Origin of the sequence: Pseudomonas sp. QL9 (assembly GCF_041409665.1) — a bacterium.
GTDB classification, from domain to species: domain Bacteria; phylum Pseudomonadota; class Gammaproteobacteria; order Pseudomonadales; family Pseudomonadaceae; genus Pseudomonas; species Pseudomonas knackmussii.
Genome location: NZ_CP166971.1, coordinates 121,202 through 142,342 on the forward strand (window position 1 = coordinate 121,202; position 21,141 = coordinate 142,342).

The window sequence follows — 21,141 nt, forward strand, 5'->3', positions numbered from 1 at the left end:
TCATCAGCTATTTCCTCTTGGAGTGTCCTCATCGGGAGCTGAACAGTGAGCGCAATGACTGAGCAGTTTCGCCGCACGATTCGCACCACGGCTTTCAACAATGCCGCGGCAGCCGAATTGCTGCGCAAGGTTTCCAAGTACGTGGCGGAGGACTGGCTGGCCAGCGAACTCGAAGCGGCCGCCGTGCAGCTGGAGATCGATGCCGACTCCCTCGACGTCTTCGCCGCCGAGATCCAGGAAGGAAGAATCACCCGCTGTCCGTGAAACGCACGCCAATCAACTCCAGCTAGTTGCGAAGTAGGAGGGTCAGCGATGGAGGACGCCTGCGACAAACAGCGCCTGATGGCGGAATCGGTTGCCGCGCATCAGCGCCTGCTGGAATTTCTTCACCGCGTCACGATTCCGATCACGCCCGCACAACGCGTCGAATTCGAGCGACTGATCGGCGAAGCGGCCAGTGCCCACAGGACCCTGACCAATGCATTTGGGCGATCGGTGGAAATAACCTACTGATCGACTGGCCGGCTGGCGTCCTGCCGAAAGTTGCGCCCTGAGTGCTCAACGCCAGAATAAAACAGGCCGCCAAAGCGCATGGGGTCGCTGTGACGGCCAAGGGGAAAAACGGATGATGAAGTTACCAGCAGCGCTCCGCCGACTCTCTCCACAAACTTTGAAAGTCAGGCAAAGAGAGTCCTTGTCGATTTCAGCTGGATACTGAAACCGTACGCTTGATATCAGGCGTTGGCGGAGCGGTATTACAGAAGGAAGCGATTAGAACTTGGCTTCCAGATCCAGTTGCAGCGTATCGATATTGGCATCCTTGCGCGTGCCGCTGGCGGCGTCGGATTCGGCCATGTAGTAAGTGGCGCCCAAGGCGAAGTTCTTGTCGATGTCGTAACCCACCTTGAACTTGTGACCGCGCGAGGCGGTATAGCCGTTGGCGAAGTCCGAATCGGTGAAGGCCCCGACTACCGCATTACGCTGAACGTCGCGGTAGTTGTAGTCGAAGCTGAAATCACCCACTTTCGACTTGGCGCCGGTCAGCCAGGCAGTGTCCTGGTTGCTATTGGTCGCCTCGTTGACCACGTACTGGCCGTACAGCGACAGCGGGATCGGCAGGTTGGCGAAGTCCAGCTGGCCGAAGCCTTCGTAGAGGCGGAAGTCCTTGGTGGTGTTGCCGTTGGCGGAGAGCTGGCACGGCGTGGTGGTCGAGGTGCCGCAAGCACTGTTGTCGCCGTTGTCGTAGGCGTAGACGCTCGCCCCCAGGGTCGCCTTGACGCCGTCGATGGGCGCGAAGCGCGTGCCGAGCTGGCCGCTGTACAGGCGCAGGTCATGCTGGAAGGCGTAGCCGTCGCCATCGACGTTGTCCTTCAGGTTGAAGTAGCCGGCGCTGCCGAACAGTTCGGCGCTACCGCCCAGCGGGTACTTGTAGGTGGCGGCGAAGCCTTCGGGGTTGATGTCGCCGTCCCAGATGATGTCGCCTTCGCTGACCCAGGGCTGGTTCATCTTGCCGCCGATCAGGTGCAGGTTCTTGATCGCGGTGGGGTGGAAGTCGATGTACGCCTGGTCCAGCCACAGCTGCTTCTTGTCGAAGTAGTTGTCCATGCTCTGGTTGGTCGAGCGGGCGTCGTCGCCGCTGCCGGTAGCGATGCGGATGCCGGTGTCGACCTGCGGGTTGATCTGGCTGTAGAAGCCGACCCGGGCGCGGATGCGCTGGCGGTTCTGGTCGCCCTTGGTGCCGCTGTTCTGTGCATGCACGGTTTCCTGGCGAACACGCACGTCGCCCTTCACCTGGGTCTTCGCGGCCCAGGCCAGGCTCTGCTCGAAGGCGCTCATCTGGTCGCTCTTGGCCTTGGCAGCCTTGGCTTGCTCGGCGGCAACCTGGTTCTCCCGCTCCAGTTCGCCCTTGAGCTCGGAGTACTGAGCGGCGGTGATCGAGCCGTTGCTCTTGAGCATCTCCAGCAACTTGGCATCGACTCCTGCATGTGCCGGAGCGCTCAGGACGAGCAGCGCCCCCGTACAAATCCCCATACCGCTCAGTGCAGAAATACTACGCATCAAGACTCTCCTGATCATCAAGAAAGGCGGCACTTTCCGCCCAAGAAGTTTGGTTCTCGCAAAGCTCCGACTCATGCGAAGTCCTTGTCCCCAAACTGCGGCGGAATATTGTTTTTCGAATATTTCAGAACGATGTCAAAGCAACTAGAAAAGTTTCCGCACCAGGAAAACCCAATAGCCATACACCTGCGCAGCCCTTGAAATACGGGGATTCACAAACTATTGGGTAATAGTGTTTTACCGATTAAAATATATTTTGCGGAGAGAGAAATAATTAGAATTGCACGAGTGAAGAACCAACTTACGTGCCGAATCAAATAACTTCTATTTACTATGCTTGCATGACTTCATGAGAATTCGGCAACCCTTCGAATAGCCAATCCCGGATTCACGCCCATGCGCAGGCCGCTGCCTTGGTGCCAGAGGTGAACCACCGCAGAAAACGGCGCCGGTTTTTGCTCCGTTGCGAACAACGTCGATCCTGGCAAGGGCCATAATCCCTCCAAGCCCAAATGCCCAATCCAAGGCTGGATGGGTCAACAAGGAGACGCTGCGTGAATCGGACGCCAACGATCATCGCCAGGTGCATGTCCGTGACTGCACTCCTGTCCTTTACCGCAAGTGCCCAATCGCCCACGGACTTCCTGCAGGGGCGGGTCTACGAACTGCGCCGGAACGCCGCGCCACCGCAGTGCCACGAATGGCCGCAAGGGCTGCCCGATGGAATCTGGGGCGATGCCGGCAGCTATGACCGGCAAACCTCGAAGCTGAGCGACGATGGCGCCGTCCTGGTTGCCTCGGCGACCTACAAACCCACCGGCGAAACGCTTGCCTACCGCTTCTACAAAAGCCGAACAGCCTGCGAAAACGCCCTGGCCAAACAGCCGCCGGCCACGCCGACCCGAAAGCTGCTTGCCCCATCGACACAGGCCCCCGGCCCTGTGGCAGGGCCGAGTTACGTGGAGAAGCTGCAGCGCGATTTCGGCCCACGGCTGCATTTCAGTTCACCGCAGGCCGAGGCGACCGTGAGGAAGATCAACATCGACTGCAAATCCAGCGATGGCCGCAAGCTTCCGCTCTACAACGCCCTCCTCGCCCGCCTCCATGAAGGGAGCGAACCTGAAGCCTGGATGGAATCCCGCGTGGTCAACGCGGGCAACAACCTGCGCATCTACGACAGCGTGCACTTGAAGAGCGGCAAGGTACTCGACCCGCAATTGGTACTGGAGATCGACCAATGGGGCGGCGTGAATGCGCACAGCGTCCGGCGCGACGCCCTCGAAAACGCCTGCGTTGGCGCTTACGGCCCGATCTGGAAGTTCTAGGTTCTGCGCGCAAACCGCTGTTGCCTGCATCGGCACGGCGGAAGCGGCGCGGGCGGCCCGGCAGAAAAATCGAATCTTGGACGCCGGCCTCGGTCAGAAAACTCTGAAGGCCGGGCAAAACCCTGTCCGCCGTCGAACGGGAGGCCACGCCATGAGCACCCTGACCATCGAAGGCTGGTGCAAGACCAGCCCCGACGCGCGCTCGACGCCCATCGAGGACATCCACTTCTACCTCAGCGGCACCGACCACCGGCGCCTGGAGCAAGCCGAGGAAGAGCTGCAACGCACCCATGAAAAGGAATGCTGGGTGGACGTCGACATGAGCACCCTCGAACTGCAGATGCCCGAAGGCTACGGGCCCCTGACCGACTGCCAGCTGCGCGTCTACCTGGGCCGCGACGAGCGCGGCCAGTTCCACCTGGTCGGCCACCGCGCCAGCGACGGCAGCCTGATCTACAGCAACGCCGTACTCATCGACCAGCTGATCTGAGCAGCGTCGGCACTTGTAGGGTGCAGGCCCCGGGCGGGCTCATGCGCCCTACTCCCCTGGGCGTCGAAATCGCTTCACGCGCCGGGCGCAGGTATCCGCTTCGATACCAAGTCGATAACAAATCACCCTCAACGTTTTCGCCCGATGGCCGCCACTTCAGGGGTCGACCATCAGCCGGAATCGCCCCATGTCCAGCATCAGCTCCCTGAGCAACATCAACATCAGCTACCCCACTTCCTCGGCCTCTTCCTCTACCGCCACCACCTCGACCAATGACGATGGCAGCACCACGTCCGATGCCACGAGCACGACCCAGGCCAATGCGAGCGGCTCGACGCAGAGCGCGGGTGGCGCTGGGGGAGCAGGCGCAGCCGGAGCGAGCAGCGGCAGCTCCAGCAGTTCCTCCGACAGCACGCTGGAAAAACTGAAACAGGCCATCGAGCAGGCGCAGAAAGAACTGCAGGAAGCCGAGCAGGAACTGGCGAAAGTCGACAAGGGCAGCGGCAATGAAACCGCTGAGGAGAAGCAGACTCGACAGGTCGCGGAGCAAGCCGCGCAAGCGCGCGTTTCGACCGCATCCGCGGCAGTGGCAGCGGCCTACTCCGCCTATGCAGAAGCGCTGACGGAATCCGGCAGCAGCACCAGCGGTACTTCGGTGAGCACCACGGCCTGAGCGATCCCGAGCGAGCGGCTGGCATGCGATGACGCAATGCTCGCCCCGCTCGCGGATCAAGCACTCAGCACCGCTCGTTCAGGGAGCTTTTGTGTAGCTCAGGCCTTGCCCTGAAGGCTGTCGAAAGCCTGCAGCAGGTCCGACATGGCGGCTTTGCAGTTGGCCTGTTGCGGGCTGCTGTCACGCAACGCATCCAGCGCGCGGTCGATGGCCTTGTCGAGCACATGCCAGTCGCTCGCAGCGCGCGGCTTGAGGCCGGCTTCCGCCTCGTCCCACGCCGACTCCAGGTCCTTGATTCGGTGCTTCGCGTTCTCCAGTTCGTTCTTGTCCACCAGCGCGGCAACGTCGCTGGCAATGACGCGGAACTCGGACAGATCGCCCAATTTGGAAGCGGCGTGCTGGGCCGCACCGCTCTGCAGATCGGTGCCGGGCTTCGGCGGCTCCGCCGGTTTCGAGCAGGCCGCCGCCAGGCTGAGCAATGCAATGGCCGAGGCGAGCGACGCTTTACAGATCACTTTCTTGAAAACATTCATGTTCATTTCCAACCAAAGCCAGAAGAGTTATTGAGAAAGCTGTTTTCTGCTGTTGGCGGCGAACTGCGCGGCAGCCACCAGAACAACGATTACGCAGAGGAAGATCACGCTGGTCCAAGTCGCCCCGATACCCAGTCCGCCGTACTTGTGCGCTTGAGTCAGCAGGTCGCCCAGCGAGGCGCCCAGCGGGCGGGTCAGGATGTAAACGACCCAGAAAGCGGGCACGGCGTTGAGGCCGTAGCGCCAGGCGACACCGGCCAAGGCGATTAGAGCGGCGAAGATCATGGCACCGAGCGTGAAGCCCAGGCCCAGCGCCTCGGTCGCGAGATCGCCGGCGGCGGTGCCCAATGCGAAGGTGCAGAGCACCGTCGTCCAGTAGAAGAGCTCGCGACGGGGCGTGATGATTTCCCTGATGGAGAGGTTCTTCTCCACCGCGTACCAGACCGCGAAGTTGACTACCAGGAGCCCGGAGAAGACTGCGGTACTTGTGTAGAGGCTGACATCCAGCACATCGGTGAGGATGTCGGTCAGTTGCGTTCCGACGATGCTGACCAGCACTACCGACAGCCAATAGATCCACGGCGTGTAGGTGCGGCCGCGAACCTGGACGACCAATGCAACGGCCAGCAGTGCAGCCATGACCGCACTCGTTATTCCAAGGCCAAGCCCGGCGTCGACGGCAAGAAAGTCCGCGAAAGTTTCGCCCACCGTGGTGGACATGATCTTGATGACCCAGAAGGCCAGAGTCACTTCAGGCACTTTGTTGAGCCAGTCGTGAGTGGTCATTTTCGTCATGTCGTATTTTCCCTTGTGCAAGGCATTGCGTGGGCGGAGGAAGTCCTTGGACATACACCGCTTCCAGCCCCCGACGATTGTCTCGATGCGTGCAAAACGAAGCTTCGCTTCAGCTGCGGCCAAGTTCGGATGGCGCAAGCCTATCGAGATGCGAATGAATGACTTATGAACGCGCCGCTAAGGAATGCCGGCGCTCAGTTCCGCGCCCCTGGCATTGCACCGATGGGGTGGGATTGCTTCGCTGAGGTAGCGCCGGGGCGCGCACTGAAGTTGATGGGCCGGTGCCGTTCGGGCTTCAGGCCACAACCGGACAAGGCAAAAAGGGCGGATTCATGCCCCTGCCTTGAATCCGCCCGAGAGCCGGCTCGAAAGCAGTCGCATGAATCCGCCCTTCCGGGTTTCTGGCGGGCGCTTACACCTGAGCCATCCCGCCATCGACGAACAGCTCGATGCCGTTGACGAAGCTCGATGCCTCGGACGCGAGGAAGACCACGGCCTTGCCGATCTCCTCCGGCTCGCCGAGGCGACCCAGCGGCACTTGCGCGGCCAGCGCGTCGAACAGCCCCTGGCGCGCTTCATCAGGCACCAGCCCGCCGAGGCCCGGGGTACGGACGGGGCCGGGGCTGACCACGTTCACGCGGATGCCGCGGTCCTTCAGGTCCAGCGCCCAGGAGCGGGCGAAGTTGCGCACGGCCGCCTTGCTCGCGCTGTAGACGCTGAAGCCGGCGGTGCCCTGCACCGAGGTAGTAGACGCGGTGAGGATGACCGAGGCGCCATCGGTCAGCAGCGGCAGCGCCTTCTGCACGGTGAAGAGCACGCCGCGCACGTTGGTGCCGAAGATGCGGTCGAAGTGCTCCTCGGTGATCGCGCCCAGGGGCAGCATGTCGCCGCCGCCGGCGTTGGCGAAGAGGATGTCGAGCTTGCCGGCGCTTGCGGCGATCCGGGCGTAGACCGCGTCCAGGTCGGCGAGCACCGAGGCATCGGCGCGGATGCCGGTAGCTGCAGGGCCGATTGCCTCAACAGCCGCATCGAGTTCCGCCTGGCGGCGGCCAGTGATGAACACCCGCGCGCCCTGGGCGGCGAGCTCCTGGGCGGCGGCCAGGCCGATGCCCGTGCTGCCGCCAGTGACGAGTGCGATCTTGCCAGTGAGTTGCTTGTTCATGATGAGCTCCAGATAGCTGAATGTGAGAGGTCTGCCGCGTCTGCCGAGATCGCTATTCGTCGTGGCTCGTCGTCAGGCATGGCGCTACTCTAGGGCCCGTCGATTAACCGAAAAAGCGCATACAATGGAATGACTATCCATGCACATGGATAATCAAGAACCCGTTTGGAGCCCTTCTCGATGGATCAGCTGATGGCGATGCGCGCCTTCGCCCGCGTCGTGGAAGCCGGCAGCTTCACCCGCGCCGCCGACTCGCTCGACATGCCCAACGCCACCCTGAGCAAGCTGGTGCGGGAGCTGGAGGCGCACCTGGACGTACGTCTGCTGCAGCGCACGACGCGGCGGGTCACGGTGACACCGGAAGGCCAGGACTACTACGCGAAGGCCACGCGCATCCTGCGCGACCTGGAGGACATCGACTCGTCCTTCAACCTGGCGCGCGGCAAGCCCCGTGGCCATCTGCGAATCGACATCGGCGGCTCGACCGCACGCGATGTACTCATTCCCCTGCTGCCGGATTTCCTGGCGCGCTACCCCGACATCCGCATCGACCTGGGTGTGTCGGACCGCGCGGTGGACCTGATCAGCGACAGCGTCGACTGCGCGATCCGCGGCGGGCCGCTGGACAACTCGTCGCTGGTCGCGCGAAACATCGGCCACGCCGAGATGATCACCTGCGCGAGCCCCGGCTACCTGCGCCAATGCGGCGTACCGGCCTACCCGGAAGAGCTGAAGAACGGCCACCGGCTGGTGACCTACCTGTCCCCCCGCAACGGCCGGGCCTTCCCCTTCCGCTTCGAGCACGATGGCGAGAAAAGCGAAATCAAGCTGGAGCACCGCGTAGGCGTCAACGAAAGCAACGCCCACCTGGCCGCCTGTGTCGCCGGGCTCGGCATCATCCAGACGTTTCGCTATGCGGCAGCGCAAGCGCTGCGCGAAGGCGCGCTGGTGGAGATCCTGCAGAAGTGGCAACCCGCGCCCTACCCCTTCCACGTCGTGTACCCGCAGAACCGCCACGTCACGCACCGCTTGCGGGTCTTCATCGACTGGCTGGTGGAGCGCTTCCCCGAGCGGCTGGCGGGCGGCGAAATACGCCAGGACTAGCACTCGCCCGGGCTATGCTCCCGCACGAAGATCGTCCAACCATTCCATTTCGGGAGCTCGTATGCCGCTAGTCGCCCTGCTTCGCTGCAATGACCTGGACCTCACCCGCGAACACTACCGGGACGCGCTGGGCTTCGAGGTGAGCGAAACCGCCGAAGGGACCCTCAGCGTCCGCCTCGAAGACTGCCGTGTCGTCTTCACCGCACAAGACCTGTGGGCCGCTCCGGCTGCCTGCTCGGGCACCTTCTACTTCCACATCACCGACGTCGAAGGCTACTTCGCGAAGGTGCAGGACAAAGCCCGGATCGCCTGGCCGCTGCAGGACATGCCCTACGGCTCCCGCGAGTTCGGGGTGCGCGACTGCAACGGCTATCACCTGGCTTTCGCGCAGAGCGCAGCCGCGAGCTGACGCCTACAGCGCCATGACCATTTCGTGCCAGGCCATGCCGCCATGGTCGGAGGCGGACGGGCGCACGTACTGGTAGCCGTACCGGCGATACAGCTCGACGTGGCGCTCCTTGCACATCAGGTGGATGGTCTGTTTGTGCAGGGCGCGCATGCGCTCGATGAAGGTACGCATCATCAACGAGGCATAGCCCTTGCCCTGCTGGGCCGGGTCGATCACCACCGACATGATGACCACGTTCGGCGCCTCGGCATCGTGGCCGACCAGTTCCTTGAAAGCCTCGTCGGACATGACGACTTCGTATGCGCAACCGCAGTTGATGAAGCCGATCACCTCGCCGTCCAGCTCCATGATCAGGAAGCCCTGCGGATACTGCGCGATGCGCGTGGCGATTTTCTCGCGGGTGGCCGCCTCGTCGCCTTCGTAGGCCGAGATTTCGATCGCGTAGCAGCGGTCGGTGTCTGCTGGCGTGGCGATGCGGAAGGTGGGTGCGCTCATGGCTTCTGTTCCTGACAGCTGGGGTATTACGAAGGGAAATCGGGAAGGGATGATAGCGAAGGTCGCGGGCGCCTTTCATAGTCGCCGGCTCCGATCACCCGTTCACCCTGCCGCGTCGGGCAGCAATGCAACTGAGCAGCGCCGCGCCGGAGCTTCAACGCACCGCTGGATGCGGGAGCAGATGCTGTTGGCGCTGGGTATCGACGAGGCTAATTCCAACGCGGGGTTACTGCGGGGCCCTGCGGACCTTGGGTCGACTGCGGCCTGTTGCAGCGGGCAGAGAACAGCCAGAAGCGCACGATGAAGTCACATCACCCCGAGGAAAAACGCTTTCGATAATCACTTGGGCCCACCCCAAGACGGCGCATAAAAGCCCTTCTGAACCCATCCGTATTGGCATAGCCGACTGTATCGGCCAAGCGTTTGAGTGATACGTCGGAGTCTTCGATCAGCCGCCTGGCCGCATCGATGCGCGCCAGTTCGACAAATTCGGCCGGGGTCGAGCCGGCTTCGGCCTTGAAGGTTCGGGCGAAGTTGCGCTCGCTCATACCGGCGCGCGCGGCCAGGCTGGGAACGCTCAAGTCGGCCTTCAGGTGCGTTACCACATAATCCTGCACGTCTCTGATAACGCTACGTTCGGCGGTTTGCGCTGCCAGTTGCGCGCTGAACTGCGATTGCCCGCCAGGTCGTTTGAAGAACATCACCATTTCACGGGCAACGCTGAGCGCCAATTCTCGGCCGTAATCTTCTTCGACCAATGCCAAAGCCAAGTCCATGCCCGCGGTAACGCCGGCCGAAGTGTAGATGTTGCCATCCTTGATAAAGATGCTATCCGGATCGACCTGTGCTTGCGGATGCTCCTTCGCGAGTTTCGCGCTGGAATTCCAATGGGTGGTAACGCGGCGCCCGTCGAGAAGACCAGTAGCGGCCAGCAGAAATGCTCCGCTACAGACTGATCCAATACGACGTACGGATTTAGCTTGCCGACGCAGCCAATCTTGCAGTGCAGGGTCCCGCGCAATTTCATCGATGTGTGGGCTGCCCGCCACGAGCAAGGTGTCGATCTTGCCTTTATAGGTTTCGAACGTTTCGTCGATGGCCAGCTTCAATCCGTTCGAGCCTTTGATCATCCCCTTGACGGTACCAATGACTTCAACCCGATAGGCGCGCGGATTGCCCAGTTGCTTGGCCGCTTCGGCGAAGACGTCGGCCGGCCCGATTACGTCCAGCAACTGCACACGGGGGAATGCCAGGAGGGTTATGCGCATGATGTCTGTCCCCGTCGAGTCATTGGCTGAATACGTCGCACTGCGACTATTTCAGCCAGTGCATGTTTGGCTGAAAATATCTCCAACAGCAAATTCAGTCAAACGGGAGACTGCCATGAACACTGTATACCCCCCCACCACCGATGTTGCTCAAGCGGTCACCACCAGCAAGACATCGATCAAAAACCTGCCTATCAATTTGTTCGGATCAGTCATGGGTTTGGCCGGCCTGGGACTGGCCTGGCGCTTGAGCGGCCAGTACTACGGCGTCGGCGGCGCGCTGGGTGAAGCGATTGGCGCCTTGGCCGGCCTGGTGTTCGTGCTGCTGACCTTAAGTTACCTGGCAAAATGGGTGAAACATCCAGAAGCGGTAAGGGCCGAGTTCGGCCATCCGATCGCCAGCAACTTTTTTGGCACCGTCACCATTGCACTGTTGCTGCTTTCGGCAGTCGCGGCGCCCCACAACGCGTTACTCGGACAGGCGCTCTGGATACTGGGTAGCGCACTGACGGTGTTGCTCGCAGGCCTCGTAGTCTCCCGTCTCTTGTCGGGCAACCAGGATTCGTCGAATGCCGTACCTGCCTGGCTGATTCCTGGAGTTGCCACCCTCGATATCGCGGTAACCGGTGCGCACATGCCAATGGCCTGGGTCGCTGAATTCAACCTGTTTGCCCTCGCCGTGGGAGCGGTACTGGCACTGGTTTTCTTCACCCGGATCTTTTCGCGACTGACGCATGAGGCAGTGCTCGCCAAAGGCATGGTTCCTTCGCTGATGGTCCTGATTGCGCCGTTTGAAGTAGGTTTCCTGGCGTACACCAACGTGTTCGGTCAGATCGACCAGTTTGCCAGCGTGTTGTTCTATTTCGGCCTGTTCCTGTTCGTGGTGCTGAGCTTCAAAGTGTTCCGTCGCGATGTGCCCTTTGCCCCTTCGTGGTGGGCAATCAGCTTTCCCATCGCGGCCCTGAGCAATGCGGCGCTGAGATATGCACATGCCCACGACAACACCGTGCTGACGGTAATCGCTGCTGTGATCCTGCTGTTTCTCACTGTGGCGCTGACCGTGCTGATGGTGAAAACCCTGAACAGCCTGTTCAGCGGCAAACTGTTGGCCAACTAGCCTTTTACCTCTCTTTGGCGAGCCTTCATCGGCTCGCTTTTTTTTACCCAGATAGGTTTCATCGAATGACTTACAACACATCCTGGCTGCTGCTGATCGTTGCCGGATTCCTGGAAATTCTCTTTGCGGTTGGGTTGAAATCTGCAAATGGCCTTGAACGGCCCTGGCTGCTGGCCGGCACGGTCGTAGTATTGGCCGGCAGTTTGTCCTTGTTGACGATGGCGTTACGGGTGCTGCCCGTTGGAACCGCCTATGCGGTCTGGACCGGCATAGGCGCTGCCGGCACAGCCATCGTCGGAATGTATTGGTTGGGTGATGCAGTATCGTTGTGGAAACTTGTCTGGATCGGCTTGATCCTGTTGAGTGTCGCCGGACTACGCTGGGTGGCCTGAACAGAGCGATTACTTGATTGATTCGATGAAAAGCCGATGTCGAAGAGCATTGAGAAAGAAGGATTCTTGTCGTTCGTGCGAAGAAGCGACAGCTAAAGCAATTCCCTTGGCGAACGGCAGCCTGGGGGCCGAAAGAAGCCATCTCTCCTTTCGCCCATCCCGAGAAGTTTTCTCGCTTGGCCCCCATCCCCTGAACGAATCCGCCAAACTCTCCTCGCCAAGGCAATGCCCTCCAGGACAGCGCCGAGGTAAAGGCCGTATCGATGGGGTGCGGCCTTTTTCATTTCTGCGCCGGCACGGATTTCCAGCTTGCCGGCGCGGCCTTCCCCGCCCAATCCGCACCTGCAGCATCGAACGCCAAACGCACATTCAACGCTGCGTCGGGCCAGCGCATCACTCCCTCCTGGCACGCCTGACTGGCGCGGGTCCTTCAACCGGCGCGCTCCCGCATTTTCGTCCCCTCTGATCGCAAGGGCTTGCCTCGTGAAAATAATAATGTATATTTTCATGAAATAATTTATGTGAAATTTCACAGACACCCTCGCCCACGGAACCCCTCATGAAGATGCAAGAAGAAGTCGAAGGTCTGGCGATCCTGATCCGCGACCTGCGCAAGTTCAGGGGGCTGACGCTGGCCGAGCTGGCCGAACGCATCGACCGCTCGCTCGGTTTCCTGTCGCAGGTCGAACGGGGTGTCTCGCGGCCAACGGTGGCGGACCTGACCGCCATCAGTGAAACCCTCGGGGTGTCGACCGCCTATTTCTACAACCTGAAAAAGCCACGGGACCTCCACTGGGTCACTCGCCCGCAGGAACGGCGCACGCTGTATCTGGGTGGCGGCATTACCGACGTGCTGGCGTCGCCGTCCATCTCCGGTGGTTTTTCCATGCTAGACAGTCGCCTCGAACCCGGTGCCAGCAGCGGCGAAGCGTATTTGAGCGACCGATCGGAACAGGGCTGCTTCGTGCTGGAGGGCGAGCTGACGGTCTGGCTGGACGAAGCCGACGCGGTGACGCTCCACGCCGATGACAGTTTTCAGCTGCAACCCCACGCCAAGTTCCGCTACGCCAACCTGACGGACCGGCTCACCCGCGTGCTCTGGGTATTCAATTGAATGGGTGATGCGCTGCCGCGAAAGGAAAAGTTGGACCTGCTGAATTAAATCAATACCCGCAAGTACCGATGACTCTTGCATAACTCAATAGCGAGAGCGCTTTTCCACACCCGTTATCAGCCAATTTGAATACCACTCGAAATATTGTTTTGCCGGAGGATGACCTATATGCCACGCGTGCCTGTTATCGGCATCACCGCATGCACCAACATGATTGAGCAGCACGCAGCCCAGACTATTAACGAGAAATATATTCGCGCTGCAAAGAACGCAGCGCGCGGACTGCCGATTGTCATTCCCTGCCTGGGCGAGCTGGTTGATGCGGACGACATCCTCGATACCGTGGACGGGCTGATCTTCACCGGCTCGCCGTCCAATATCGAACCCTTCCACTACAACGGCCCGGCCAGCGCCGCGGGTACCCAGCACGACCCTGCGAGGGACGCCACCACCTTGCCGCTGATGCGCGCGGCCATTGCCGCGGGCGTGCCGGTGCTGGGCATCTGCCGTGGTTTCCAGGAAATGAACGTGGCGCTGGGCGGCACCCTGCACCAGAAGGTCCACGAGACCGGCCGGTTCATGGACCATCGCGAAGGCCAGGACGAGTCGATCGACCAGCAATATGGCTTCCGCCATCACGTTCACGTGCAGCCTGGCGGCTTGATGCAAGGCATGGGTCTGCCGGCGGTTATCGATGTCAATTCGATTCATGGCCAAGGCATAGATGTATTGGCCCTGGGTTTAAGAGTTGAAGCTGTTGCTCCCGATGGTTTGGTAGAAGCCATCTCGGTTGAAAAAAGCAAAAGTTTTGCGCTGGCCGTTCAATGGCACCCGGAGTTCAAGGTGCTGGATAACCCGCATTACCTGACCATTTTCCAAACATTCGGCAAAGCCTGTCGACAACGCGCGGCCCTGCGCGAGCCGATGTTGAAAGCATTCGCCTGATCATTTGCTGTTTTGAATAAATAAAGAGAGATGAACATGACCCAGAAGAATTCCCAGACCCTCGCCTGGCAGGCCATGAGCCGTGACCACCACCTGGCACCCTTCAGCGACGTAAAACAGCTGGCGGAGAAAGGCCCGCGGATCATCACCTCGGCCAAGGGCGTCTACCTGTGGGACAGCGAGGGCAACAAGATTCTCGACGGCATGGCCGGCCTGTGGTGCGTGGCGGTCGGTTACGGCCGCGACGAGCTCGCCGACGTAGCCGCCCAGCAGATGAAGGAACTGCCCTACTACAACCTGTTCTTCCAGACCGCCCACCCGCCGGCGCTGGAGCTGGCCAAGGCGATCTCCGATGTCGCCCCCGCCGGCATGAGCCACGTGTTCTTCACCGGCTCCGGCTCCGAAGGCAACGACACCGTGCTGCGCATGGTCCGCCACTACTGGGCGATCCAGGGCAAGCCGAGCAAGAAGGTCATCATCGGCCGGATCAATGGCTACCACGGCTCCACCGTCGCCGGCGCGGGCCTGGGCGGCATGAGCGGCATGCACCAGCAGGCTGGCCAGATCCCCGACATCGTGCACATCCCGCAGCCGTACTGGTTCGGTGAAGGCGGCGACATGTCCGAAGCCGACTTCGGCGTCTGGGCCGCCGAGCAACTGGAGAAGAAGATCCTGGAAGTGGGCGAGGAGAATGTCGCCGCCTTCATCGCCGAGCCGATCCAGGGCGCCGGCGGCGTGATCATCCCGCCGTCGACCTACTGGCCGAAGGTCAAGGAGATCCTCGCCAAGTACGACATCCTGTTCGTCGCCGACGAGGTGATCTGCGGCTTTGGCCGTACCGGCGAATGGTTCGGCTCCGACTACTACGACCTCAAGCCGGACCTGATGACCATCGCCAAGGGCCTGACTTCCGGTTACATCCCCATGGGAGGCGTGATCGTGCGCGACAAAGTGGCCAAGGTGATCAGCGAAGGCGGTGATTTCAACCATGGCTTCACCTATTCCGGCCACCCGGTGGCGGCGGCGGTGGGCCTGGAAAACCTGCGCATCCTGCGCGACGAAAAGATCATCGAGCAGGTCCACGCCGACACCGCGCCCTACCTGCAGCAACGCCTGCGCGAGCTGGCCGACCACCCGCTGGTGGGCGAAGTGCGCGGCCTGGGCATGCTCGGCGCGATCGAGCTGGTGAAGGACAAAGCGACCCGTGCGCGTTACGAAGGCAAGGGCGTGGGCATGATCTGCCGCCAGCACTGCTTCGATAACGGCCTGATCATGCGCGCCGTGGGCGACACCATGATCATCGCGCCGCCGCTGGTGATCAGCCGTGCCGAGATCGACGAGCTGGTGGAAAAGGCTCGCAAGTGCCTCGACCTGACCTACCAGGCCATCCAGCAGGCCTAACGGCATAGAGGGACGAGCCCGCTGCCGCAGTGGTCCGGTGAACGCCGACACCCTGTGGCAGCGGGCTCTTTCCGTTTCAGCACGCGCAACCTCATGCCGGCGAGCACTGCCGGCAAATACAGGGATTGATGCAGGCCTTCGGCGGCGCCAGCCTCATCCGGCTGCGCGGGCTGGTGTTCACGATCAACTTCCTCGCCACACTGGGGCTGTGGGTCGTCGTGCTGCTTTCCTTCCAGGCGGGCGCCGCAGCCTGACGGCCGGAAACCCAGCCGACGCGCCCTGCCCCCTTTGGCTATTTCGCCGCGCCTTCCTGCCGAATATCGCCGCAGAAAATATCGAAGCTGCCATCGGTCGCGGCAGTCTGCAGCACGATGGAGTACTCACCGGCAAGCAAGGTGGACAGAGGGACGGGCGCCACCCTTGAAAGCGTCCAGCCGCGCACGGGTTCGCGCTTGGTGTTGACCAGATCATTCATCGCGTAGGCAACCGGCCCGCGTTTCTCGCAACTGCCTTTGTAGATGAAGGAGTTCAGCCGCAGCGGCAGCGTGACGCCGCTGGGTGCGCCGCTGATGAAGAAACTGAGGCCGGTCTGCTTGTTCCAGTCGCTAAGGACGACGTTGCCAATCTGGCCGGCGTTCTGCCGTGTGGCCACCAAGGTAACGTTGACGGACCGGCTTGATGACGTGGCGCAGCCGAGCAGGCTTGCGGTGATCGCCAGCACTGCAAGTGTCTTCGTGGATTTCATAGCCATCCTCCCGTACCGGGGCGCTGCGAACCTAGATTAGCGGGTATAGCTCACGCCCTCGTTTTCCGCCGGCAGCGGTCGGTTTGGATGGGCCGCTATCGGCACGCTCCGCAGAAACGCAGCTCGGGTTCAACGCTCGCCCCAGTAATACCCCAGCACCAACTGCACCAGCGCTTCCTCGATACCTTCGCGCCGCGCCGGCGCCATGGCGTCGGGCTCTTCCAGCAGGGCTCGCAGCACGCCGCTGACCGCATGGGCGAGGACGAAGGCCTGGGCTTCGCCGAGGTTGCGCAGTTGCCGATCGGGGCCGGTCACGCCGCGGGCGACCAGGTGCGCCATGATGCTGCCGCGCAAGCCGGGCAGCGGATTACCGCCGCCGCGGGTGAGCAGGTATTGCATCAGCGCCCGGTGTGCGCCGCTGCGGCCGCCATAGGCGCTGACCACGGCATGGATCACCGCGCGAATCCGCTCGCCGGGCGCCTCCGCCGGGCGGTCGCCCAGCGCTTGCATGATGCCGGCGGTCAACTGCGCCAGCTCGTGCCGCGCCAGCTCGTCGAGGATGCGGTCCTTGTTGGGGAAGTACTGGTACAGGGTGCCGACGCTGACGCCGGCCAGCTCCGCCACGTGGTTGGTGGTGAAGCCCTCCAGGCCGTGGCGGTCGAGGATGCGCCGCGACGCCTCCAATATGAGTTCGATCTTCTCCAGCGCCCGCGCCTGACGCGGGCGGCGTCGACTATCTGGCTGATTTTCCGAAGGTTTTCTGGCCATCGGGGGCTTCCGGGAAAGCGAGTACAGGAACGCGCGGGTCCTCCCTATCATGGCAGCCACATCGAGACCGGCAAGCCAAGCGGACCAGCCGCAACGCCGGCGCAGCGGAGAACCCCCGACATGAGCAACAAGACCCACACCGCCCACCTGGACGACGACATCTGCGTGCACATCTTCGCCGCGTCCGGCGCCATGGTCGGCGTGTGCCTGACAGTCGTCAGCGTGCTGCGGATCATCGTCGGCCAGCACCGCATCGACCTGATCGGCCAGGACATGCTCGCGCTGAACACCGTCATCTACCTGGCCACCAGCCTCACCGCCTACTTCGGCCTGCGCACCCGCAAGCTGCAACGCAACCCGCGCCTGGAACGCGCCGCCGACCTGCTGTTCCTGCTCGGCCTGATCCTCACCACGCTGACCACGACCTTCATCGCCTGCGCCATGTCCTGCAGCTGATAGCGAGAAAAAGGGGGCGGATGCGCCGCCCTCCCCCCCGCCGCCACCAGGCACGCGGAGCCATACGCTCCTCGTTCATCAACCGAGGCAACGCCCGATGCTCGGGATCGTGCAGGCCTCGGTGCGCACGTCAGTCATGGCGTCGCCTCCCGCAGCCCCTCAGGGCCGGCACCCTCCGATAAGAGTTCGCTCGCCAGGCTTGGCGCATCCAGGCCCCCGTCGCAGACCGCCTCCAGGCACAAGCGCGAATCGCCAACCGGCCAGCAGACGAAAAATCCGCCGCGCTTCTGCAACCCGACCCGGAACTTCCATTCGCACTCCGGCAGGTGGTCCAGATCGCAAAAGCCAGGCGGCAGCTCGATCAGCGCGTAGAAGCCGACGGGCGTCCGGACCCGCTCCAGTACGCGCGTCGCCGCACTCAGCAGCGCCTCGTCGATCGACGGGCGGTGCGCGATGAGTTTGCCCAGGGCAAACCGCTCCAATCCGTTCAGTTGCATCTCTCTTCTCGCATGCCAGATGTCCGGCCCTCAAAACCCGCGCCGGCCGCTCGAACCGCAACCACCCGGCTGAAATCGCGGCGCAGATGTCCCTACCGAATCACGCGAAGCGGGCGTTCATCTCCCCTCCCAGATCCGCGCACCGCTCCACGCACGGGGCCTCACCCCTAAAATGACATGATTTTTTTCAGACAAACACGTAGTTGACACATATTTTTTTACCGCCTAGCCTTCCGTCACGAACGGAAAGCCTCGACCTGCCGGTTCGGATTCGGCGCGCCCAGCGGTGCGCCAACGGAAAGACCGTCAGCTCTGCAGTCCCTCGCCACTTCTTTTTCCAGCTCGTCACGACGGGCACGACAGCCACGACAGGAGTAACAAGATGAACAAGATCGCTCTGCTCGGCGCCCTGGTACTGGGCACCTGCGCCACGCTGGCCCAGGCGCAGGAGACCCTGCGCATCGGCATCGAGGCGGCCTATCCTCCCTTCGCGTTCAAGACGCCGGATGGAAAGATCAGCGGCTTCGACTACGACATCGGCAACGCGCTCTGCGCGCAGATGAAAGTGAAATGCGAGTGGGTCGAGCAGGACTTCGACGGCCTGATTCCCTCGTTGAAGGTCAGGAAAGTGGACGCGGTGCTGTCGTCCATGTCGATCACCGCGGACCGCCTGAAGTCCGTGGACTTCACCCACAAGTACTACCACACCCCCGGCAAGCTGGTGATGAAGGCGGGCAGCGTGGTGAAGGACCCGCTGGCGGACCTCAAGGGCAAGCGGGTCGGCGTGCAGCGCGCATCGACCTACGACCGCTACGCCACCGACAACTTCGCCCCGGCCGGTATCGAAGTGGTGCGCTACGGCTCGCAGAACGAGGCCTTCCTGGACCTCACCTCCGGACGCATCGACGCCACCCTGGCCGACATCGTCAACATCAGCGAAGGCTTCCTCAAGACCGACCCCGGCAAGGGCTTCGCACTGGTCGGCCCCGACTTCAACGATCCCAAGTATTTCGGCAATGGCGCGGGAATCGCCGTGCGCAAGGGTGACACCGCGACCGCCGAGCGCTTCAACCAGGCCATCGCGGCCGTGCGCGCCAACGGCAAGTACCAGCAGGTGCAAGGCAAGTACTTCTCCTACGACATCTACGGCCAGTAAGACTGGCCTGACACCGGGAAGCCGGCCCTCGGGCCGGTCACCTTCTGACGCGGAACAAAGGCCACCCATGCAGCAGATCGATCATCCCTTACCCTGGAACAGCCCGGGCGTGGAGCGCCGCCTCACGGTCCTGCGCTTCGGCAACGGCCCCCGCAAGGCATACATCCAATCGGCGCTGCATGCCGATGAACTGCCCGGCATGCGCGTCGCCGTGGAGCTGAGGAGACGCCTGCTCGAACTGGAAGCATCGGGTCGCCTGCTCGGCGTCGTGGAACTGGTACCGGTGGCGAACCCCATCGGCCTCGCCCAGGTATTCCAGGCCACCCACCAGGGACGTTTCGACTTCGCCAGCGGGCAGAACTTCAACCGCGACTTCCCGGACCTGGCCGAGGCAGTCCGTACCCGGCTCGAAGGTGTCCTCGATAACGACGCGACCGGCAACGTCACGACGATCCGCGCGCACATGCGCGAAGCGCTGGCGCAGCTCCCCGCTCCGCGCACCGCGCTGGAAGGGCTGCATCGGCTGCTGCTGGGCCATGCCTGCGACGCCGACGTGGTACTCGACCTGCACTGCGATTTCGAGTCGGTGACCCTGCTCTATGCCCTGCCGCAATCGTGGGAGCGCCTGTCGAGCCTGGCCGCGCGCCTGGATGCCCGGGCCGCACTGCTGGCCGAAGACTCCGGCGGCCAGTCGTTCGACGAATCCTGCGCCGCGCCCTGGCTGAAACTGGCGCGAGCCTTCCCCGACGCGCCGATTCCCGCCGCCTGCCTGGCGACCACCCTCGAGCTGGGCGGGATGGCCGACACCGAAGCGGAGCAGGCGCGGCGCCACGCGGACGCGATTCTGGGCTTCCTCTTCGACCAGGGATTCATCGACGGCGCATGGCCCGCCGCGCCGGAGCTGCACTGCACGGCCACGCCCTTTGCCGGCGCCCAGTACGCCTACGCGCCGCACCCCGGCGTGGTCAGCTACCTGCAGCCGCTGGGAGCCCGCGTGAGCATCGGCGACCCACTGTTCGAAGTCATCGATCCGATCACCGACCAAAGCAGCCTCGTGCATGCCACCACCGACGGCCTGCTCTACGCACGGGAACGCATCCGCTTCGCACAGCCCGGTCTGTGGCTCGCCAAGGTCGCCGGTTCCATCCCCTTGCGCGAGGGTCGCCTGCTCAGCGATTAGCGATGCCGCACCGGCAAATTCATCGGATACACTGCCGAACCCGTCTAGCAAGAAGCTCCCGCGCCATGACTCCAGCCTCTTCCGATCTGACCGTCTACACGTCCCCCGTGATGCGCATGCTGGCCACCGCCTCGCCGGAGCTTCAACCCTCGCTGCGCAAGGTGGCGGACTTCATCCTGCGCCATCCCCTGCGCGCCGCGACCCTGACGATCGAAGAGCTGGCGAAGGAAACCGAGACCTCCCCGGCCGCCGTCAATCGACTCGCGCGAGCCCTCGAGCTCAGTGGGTTCAGCGCCCTGAAGAGCGCCCTGGTGAGCACGCTGCAAGACCTGATCTCGCCGGTCGACAAACTGCGCAACGAGCTGGCCCAGCGCCCCGACGGCGCCTTTGGGCTGCACGAGCAGATCCAGGCCGCCAGCGCAAACCTGAGCGCCGCCGCGAGCAGCAACAGCCCGGCCGGATTCGAGGCATTCGTCGATCGCCTGGTGAAGGCCCGGCGCATCTACATCCTGGGCTTCGGCAACAGCGCCTACATGGCCGGGCTGGCGGCGGCCAACCTGATGCCCTATTGCGCCGACGCCGTAGCCATCTGCATGGAGGGCGGCAACGAAAACGCCGCCTACCGGCTGGCCGCGATCACCGACCAGGACGTATTGCTGGCGATCTCCCTGCCGCGCTATTCGCAAGACACCATCCACCTCGCCCGCTTCGCCAACGAGCGCGGTGCCGGCGTGCTGGCCATCACCGATTCCCCGGCATCGCCCCTGGTGCAACTGGCCGAACATGTCCTGTTCGCACCCGCCGAGCATCCGGTGCTGATCAGTTCCAACACCGTGGTACTGGCACTGATCGAAAGCCTCGTCGCCGGCGTGATGACCCGCAACAAGGAAGCGGTGAAACTCGCCGAGGAACTGACCGAAAGCGTGCTGTCCTACCTGCACATACCTGCAGACCCGCCCAAGGCTCGCAAACCCGTGCGCAAGCGCAGGGCTTCATAGGCCAGTCGACGCAGCACGCCGGGGCGGGCACAGCATCCGCCCGCTGCAAGCCGATTCACC

At 62.6% G+C, this 21,141-nt stretch carries 26 protein-coding genes; 17 read left to right on the forward strand and 9 right to left on the reverse strand.

The window, feature by feature from the left end; translation table 11 throughout:
* Positions 1-45: 45 nt before the first annotated feature.
* The gene (locus tag ACA097_RS00640; protein WP_371367783.1) at positions 46-264 is read left to right on the forward strand and encodes a hypothetical protein; all 219 of its coding nucleotides are present in this window, start codon (positions 46-48) and stop codon (positions 262-264) included.
* A 48-nt stretch (positions 265-312) separates the two neighbouring features.
* The gene (locus ACA097_RS00645) at positions 313-513 is read left to right on the forward strand and encodes a hypothetical protein (RefSeq protein ID WP_043251994.1); all 201 of its coding nucleotides are present in this window, start codon (positions 313-315) and stop codon (positions 511-513) included.
* A gap of 258 nt (positions 514-771) precedes the next feature.
* Here the strand turns inward: ACA097_RS00645 and ACA097_RS00650 are convergent, their stop codons facing one another.
* Positions 772-2,058 carry a putative porin gene (locus tag ACA097_RS00650; protein WP_371367786.1) on the reverse strand — a complete coding sequence of 429 codons (1,287 nt, stop codon included), beginning with the start codon at positions 2,056-2,058 and terminating at the stop codon, positions 772-774.
* A 587-nt stretch (positions 2,059-2,645) separates the two neighbouring features.
* Here ACA097_RS00650 and ACA097_RS00655 point away from each other — a divergent pair.
* From ACA097_RS00655 to ACA097_RS00665, 3 genes are all read left to right on the forward strand, one after another.
* Positions 2,646-3,383: a hypothetical protein gene (locus tag ACA097_RS00655; RefSeq protein WP_371367788.1), complete on the forward strand. Its 738-nt coding sequence runs from the start codon at positions 2,646-2,648 to the stop codon at positions 3,381-3,383.
* A gap of 151 nt (positions 3,384-3,534) precedes the next feature.
* On the forward strand, positions 3,535-3,873 hold the full coding sequence (locus tag ACA097_RS00660) for a hypothetical protein (protein WP_371367790.1): 339 nt from the start codon (positions 3,535-3,537) through the stop codon (positions 3,871-3,873).
* Positions 3,874-4,060: 187 nt separating this feature from the next.
* On the forward strand, positions 4,061-4,546 hold the full coding sequence (locus ACA097_RS00665) for a hypothetical protein (protein WP_371367792.1): 486 nt from the start codon (positions 4,061-4,063) through the stop codon (positions 4,544-4,546).
* 98 nt (positions 4,547-4,644) lie between these two features.
* On the opposite strand, the gene ACA097_RS00670 is transcribed toward ACA097_RS00665, so the two are convergent.
* The 3 genes from ACA097_RS00670 to ACA097_RS00680 all read right to left on the reverse strand — a co-directional run bounded on the left by ACA097_RS00670 (position 4,645) and on the right by ACA097_RS00680 (position 7,036).
* Positions 4,645-5,079 (reverse strand): hypothetical protein, encoded by a 435-nt coding sequence (locus ACA097_RS00670; RefSeq protein WP_043251986.1) that lies wholly within the window; start codon positions 5,077-5,079, stop codon positions 4,645-4,647.
* Between the two features lie 27 nt (positions 5,080-5,106).
* Complete coding sequence (locus ACA097_RS00675) at positions 5,107-5,874, reverse strand: membrane protein (RefSeq protein WP_043257222.1); 768 nt, start codon at positions 5,872-5,874, stop codon at positions 5,107-5,109.
* A gap of 412 nt (positions 5,875-6,286) precedes the next feature.
* Positions 6,287-7,036, reverse strand: coding sequence for an SDR family oxidoreductase (locus tag ACA097_RS00680; protein ID WP_043251984.1), 750 nt, complete (start codon positions 7,034-7,036; stop codon positions 6,287-6,289).
* 180 nt (positions 7,037-7,216) lie between these two features.
* Between ACA097_RS00680 and ACA097_RS00685 the strand changes: the two genes are divergently transcribed.
* Both ACA097_RS00685 and ACA097_RS00690 read left to right on the forward strand, forming a co-directional pair.
* The gene (locus tag ACA097_RS00685) at positions 7,217-8,140 is read left to right on the forward strand and encodes a LysR family transcriptional regulator (RefSeq protein WP_160286938.1); all 924 of its coding nucleotides are present in this window, start codon (positions 7,217-7,219) and stop codon (positions 8,138-8,140) included.
* Between the two features lie 61 nt (positions 8,141-8,201).
* Positions 8,202-8,549, forward strand: a complete 348-nt coding sequence (locus tag ACA097_RS00690; RefSeq protein WP_043251981.1) for a VOC family protein — start codon at positions 8,202-8,204, stop codon at positions 8,547-8,549.
* A gap of 3 nt (positions 8,550-8,552) precedes the next feature.
* Here ACA097_RS00690 and ACA097_RS00695 read toward each other — a convergent pair whose 3' ends face one another.
* Together ACA097_RS00695 and ACA097_RS00700 are read right to left on the reverse strand one after the other, a co-directional pair.
* Entirely contained in the window at positions 8,553-9,044 is a 492-nt protein-coding gene (locus ACA097_RS00695; protein WP_043251979.1) for a GNAT family N-acetyltransferase, read from the reverse strand.
* 311 nt (positions 9,045-9,355) lie between these two features.
* Complete coding sequence (locus tag ACA097_RS00700) at positions 9,356-10,312, reverse strand: GlxA family transcriptional regulator (protein WP_043251977.1); 957 nt, start codon at positions 10,310-10,312, stop codon at positions 9,356-9,358.
* 115 nt (positions 10,313-10,427) lie between these two features.
* On the opposite strand from ACA097_RS00700, the gene ACA097_RS00705 reads away from it, so the two are divergent.
* From ACA097_RS00705 to ACA097_RS00730, 6 genes are all read left to right on the forward strand, one after another.
* Positions 10,428-11,429: an SLAC1 anion channel family protein gene (locus ACA097_RS00705; RefSeq protein ID WP_371367795.1), complete on the forward strand. Its 1,002-nt coding sequence runs from the start codon at positions 10,428-10,430 to the stop codon at positions 11,427-11,429.
* 65 nt (positions 11,430-11,494) lie between these two features.
* A complete protein-coding gene (locus ACA097_RS00710) occupies positions 11,495-11,821 on the forward strand; it encodes a multidrug efflux SMR transporter (protein WP_043251973.1) in 327 nt (108 codons plus the stop codon).
* Between the two features lie 559 nt (positions 11,822-12,380).
* Complete coding sequence (locus ACA097_RS00715) at positions 12,381-12,935, forward strand: helix-turn-helix domain-containing protein (protein WP_043251972.1); 555 nt, start codon at positions 12,381-12,383, stop codon at positions 12,933-12,935.
* 168 nt (positions 12,936-13,103) lie between these two features.
* Positions 13,104-13,880, forward strand: a complete 777-nt coding sequence (locus tag ACA097_RS00720) for a gamma-glutamyl-gamma-aminobutyrate hydrolase family protein (RefSeq protein WP_371367798.1) — start codon at positions 13,104-13,106, stop codon at positions 13,878-13,880.
* A 36-nt stretch (positions 13,881-13,916) separates the two neighbouring features.
* Entirely contained in the window at positions 13,917-15,281 is a 1,365-nt protein-coding gene (locus ACA097_RS00725) for an aspartate aminotransferase family protein (RefSeq protein ID WP_043251970.1), read from the forward strand.
* A 128-nt stretch (positions 15,282-15,409) separates the two neighbouring features.
* A complete protein-coding gene (locus ACA097_RS00730; RefSeq protein ID WP_371367801.1) occupies positions 15,410-15,535 on the forward strand; it encodes a hypothetical protein in 126 nt (41 codons plus the stop codon).
* 38 nt (positions 15,536-15,573) lie between these two features.
* On the opposite strand, the gene ACA097_RS00735 is transcribed toward ACA097_RS00730, so the two are convergent.
* Together ACA097_RS00735 and ACA097_RS00740 are read right to left on the reverse strand one after the other, a co-directional pair.
* Positions 15,574-16,026 (reverse strand): hypothetical protein, encoded by a 453-nt coding sequence (locus ACA097_RS00735; RefSeq protein ID WP_160286934.1) that lies wholly within the window; start codon positions 16,024-16,026, stop codon positions 15,574-15,576.
* Positions 16,027-16,155: 129 nt separating this feature from the next.
* The gene (locus tag ACA097_RS00740; protein WP_160286933.1) at positions 16,156-16,794 is read right to left on the reverse strand and encodes a TetR/AcrR family transcriptional regulator; all 639 of its coding nucleotides are present in this window, start codon (positions 16,792-16,794) and stop codon (positions 16,156-16,158) included.
* 120 nt (positions 16,795-16,914) lie between these two features.
* Between ACA097_RS00740 and ACA097_RS00745 the strand changes: the two genes are divergently transcribed.
* Positions 16,915-17,250: a hypothetical protein gene (locus ACA097_RS00745; RefSeq protein ID WP_043251964.1), complete on the forward strand. Its 336-nt coding sequence runs from the start codon at positions 16,915-16,917 to the stop codon at positions 17,248-17,250.
* Between the two features lie 134 nt (positions 17,251-17,384).
* Here ACA097_RS00745 and ACA097_RS00750 read toward each other — a convergent pair whose 3' ends face one another.
* Positions 17,385-17,747, reverse strand: a complete 363-nt coding sequence (locus ACA097_RS00750) for a hypothetical protein (RefSeq protein ID WP_160286931.1) — start codon at positions 17,745-17,747, stop codon at positions 17,385-17,387.
* 382 nt (positions 17,748-18,129) lie between these two features.
* Between ACA097_RS00750 and ACA097_RS00755 the strand changes: the two genes are divergently transcribed.
* The 3 genes from ACA097_RS00755 to ACA097_RS00765 all read left to right on the forward strand — a co-directional run bounded on the left by ACA097_RS00755 (position 18,130) and on the right by ACA097_RS00765 (position 21,081).
* Positions 18,130-18,903, forward strand: coding sequence for an ABC transporter substrate-binding protein (locus ACA097_RS00755; RefSeq protein WP_371367804.1), 774 nt, complete (start codon positions 18,130-18,132; stop codon positions 18,901-18,903).
* Between the two features lie 67 nt (positions 18,904-18,970).
* Complete coding sequence (locus ACA097_RS00760; RefSeq protein ID WP_371367806.1) at positions 18,971-20,083, forward strand: succinylglutamate desuccinylase/aspartoacylase family protein; 1,113 nt, start codon at positions 18,971-18,973, stop codon at positions 20,081-20,083.
* Positions 20,084-20,148: 65 nt separating this feature from the next.
* On the forward strand, positions 20,149-21,081 hold the full coding sequence (locus ACA097_RS00765; protein WP_371367808.1) for a MurR/RpiR family transcriptional regulator: 933 nt from the start codon (positions 20,149-20,151) through the stop codon (positions 21,079-21,081).
* Positions 21,082-21,141 lie beyond the last annotated feature (60 nt).

Coding starts and splice junctions, on each gene's coding strand:
- ACA097_RS00645 (WP_043251994.1), top strand. CDS start 313: ATGGAGGACGCCTGCGACAAACAGCGCCTGATGGCGGAATCGGTTGCC.
- ACA097_RS00650 (WP_371367786.1), bottom strand. CDS start 2,058: ATGCGTAGTATTTCTGCACTGAGCGGTATGGGGATTTGTACGGGGGCG.
- ACA097_RS00655 (WP_371367788.1), top strand. CDS start 2,646: ATGTCCGTGACTGCACTCCTGTCCTTTACCGCAAGTGCCCAATCGCCC.
- ACA097_RS00660 (WP_371367790.1), top strand. CDS start 3,535: ATGAGCACCCTGACCATCGAAGGCTGGTGCAAGACCAGCCCCGACGCG.
- ACA097_RS00665 (WP_371367792.1), top strand. CDS start 4,061: ATGTCCAGCATCAGCTCCCTGAGCAACATCAACATCAGCTACCCCACT.
- ACA097_RS00670 (WP_043251986.1), bottom strand. CDS start 5,079: ATGAATGTTTTCAAGAAAGTGATCTGTAAAGCGTCGCTCGCCTCGGCC.
- ACA097_RS00675 (WP_043257222.1), bottom strand. CDS start 5,874: ATGACGAAAATGACCACTCACGACTGGCTCAACAAAGTGCCTGAAGTG.
- ACA097_RS00680 (WP_043251984.1), bottom strand. CDS start 7,036: ATGAACAAGCAACTCACTGGCAAGATCGCACTCGTCACTGGCGGCAGC.
- ACA097_RS00685 (WP_160286938.1), top strand. CDS start 7,217: ATGGATCAGCTGATGGCGATGCGCGCCTTCGCCCGCGTCGTGGAAGCC.
- ACA097_RS00690 (WP_043251981.1), top strand. CDS start 8,202: ATGCCGCTAGTCGCCCTGCTTCGCTGCAATGACCTGGACCTCACCCGC.
- ACA097_RS00695 (WP_043251979.1), bottom strand. CDS start 9,044: ATGAGCGCACCCACCTTCCGCATCGCCACGCCAGCAGACACCGACCGC.
- ACA097_RS00700 (WP_043251977.1), bottom strand. CDS start 10,312: ATGCGCATAACCCTCCTGGCATTCCCCCGTGTGCAGTTGCTGGACGTA.
- ACA097_RS00705 (WP_371367795.1), top strand. CDS start 10,428: ATGAACACTGTATACCCCCCCACCACCGATGTTGCTCAAGCGGTCACC.
- ACA097_RS00710 (WP_043251973.1), top strand. CDS start 11,495: ATGACTTACAACACATCCTGGCTGCTGCTGATCGTTGCCGGATTCCTG.
- ACA097_RS00715 (WP_043251972.1), top strand. CDS start 12,381: ATGAAGATGCAAGAAGAAGTCGAAGGTCTGGCGATCCTGATCCGCGAC.
- ACA097_RS00720 (WP_371367798.1), top strand. CDS start 13,104: ATGCCACGCGTGCCTGTTATCGGCATCACCGCATGCACCAACATGATT.
- ACA097_RS00725 (WP_043251970.1), top strand. CDS start 13,917: ATGACCCAGAAGAATTCCCAGACCCTCGCCTGGCAGGCCATGAGCCGT.
- ACA097_RS00730 (WP_371367801.1), top strand. CDS start 15,410: ATGCAGGCCTTCGGCGGCGCCAGCCTCATCCGGCTGCGCGGGCTGGTG.
- ACA097_RS00735 (WP_160286934.1), bottom strand. CDS start 16,026: ATGAAATCCACGAAGACACTTGCAGTGCTGGCGATCACCGCAAGCCTG.
- ACA097_RS00740 (WP_160286933.1), bottom strand. CDS start 16,794: ATGGCCAGAAAACCTTCGGAAAATCAGCCAGATAGTCGACGCCGCCCG.
- ACA097_RS00745 (WP_043251964.1), top strand. CDS start 16,915: ATGAGCAACAAGACCCACACCGCCCACCTGGACGACGACATCTGCGTG.
- ACA097_RS00750 (WP_160286931.1), bottom strand. CDS start 17,747: ATGCAACTGAACGGATTGGAGCGGTTTGCCCTGGGCAAACTCATCGCG.
- ACA097_RS00755 (WP_371367804.1), top strand. CDS start 18,130: ATGAACAAGATCGCTCTGCTCGGCGCCCTGGTACTGGGCACCTGCGCC.
- ACA097_RS00760 (WP_371367806.1), top strand. CDS start 18,971: ATGCAGCAGATCGATCATCCCTTACCCTGGAACAGCCCGGGCGTGGAG.
- ACA097_RS00765 (WP_371367808.1), top strand. CDS start 20,149: ATGACTCCAGCCTCTTCCGATCTGACCGTCTACACGTCCCCCGTGATG.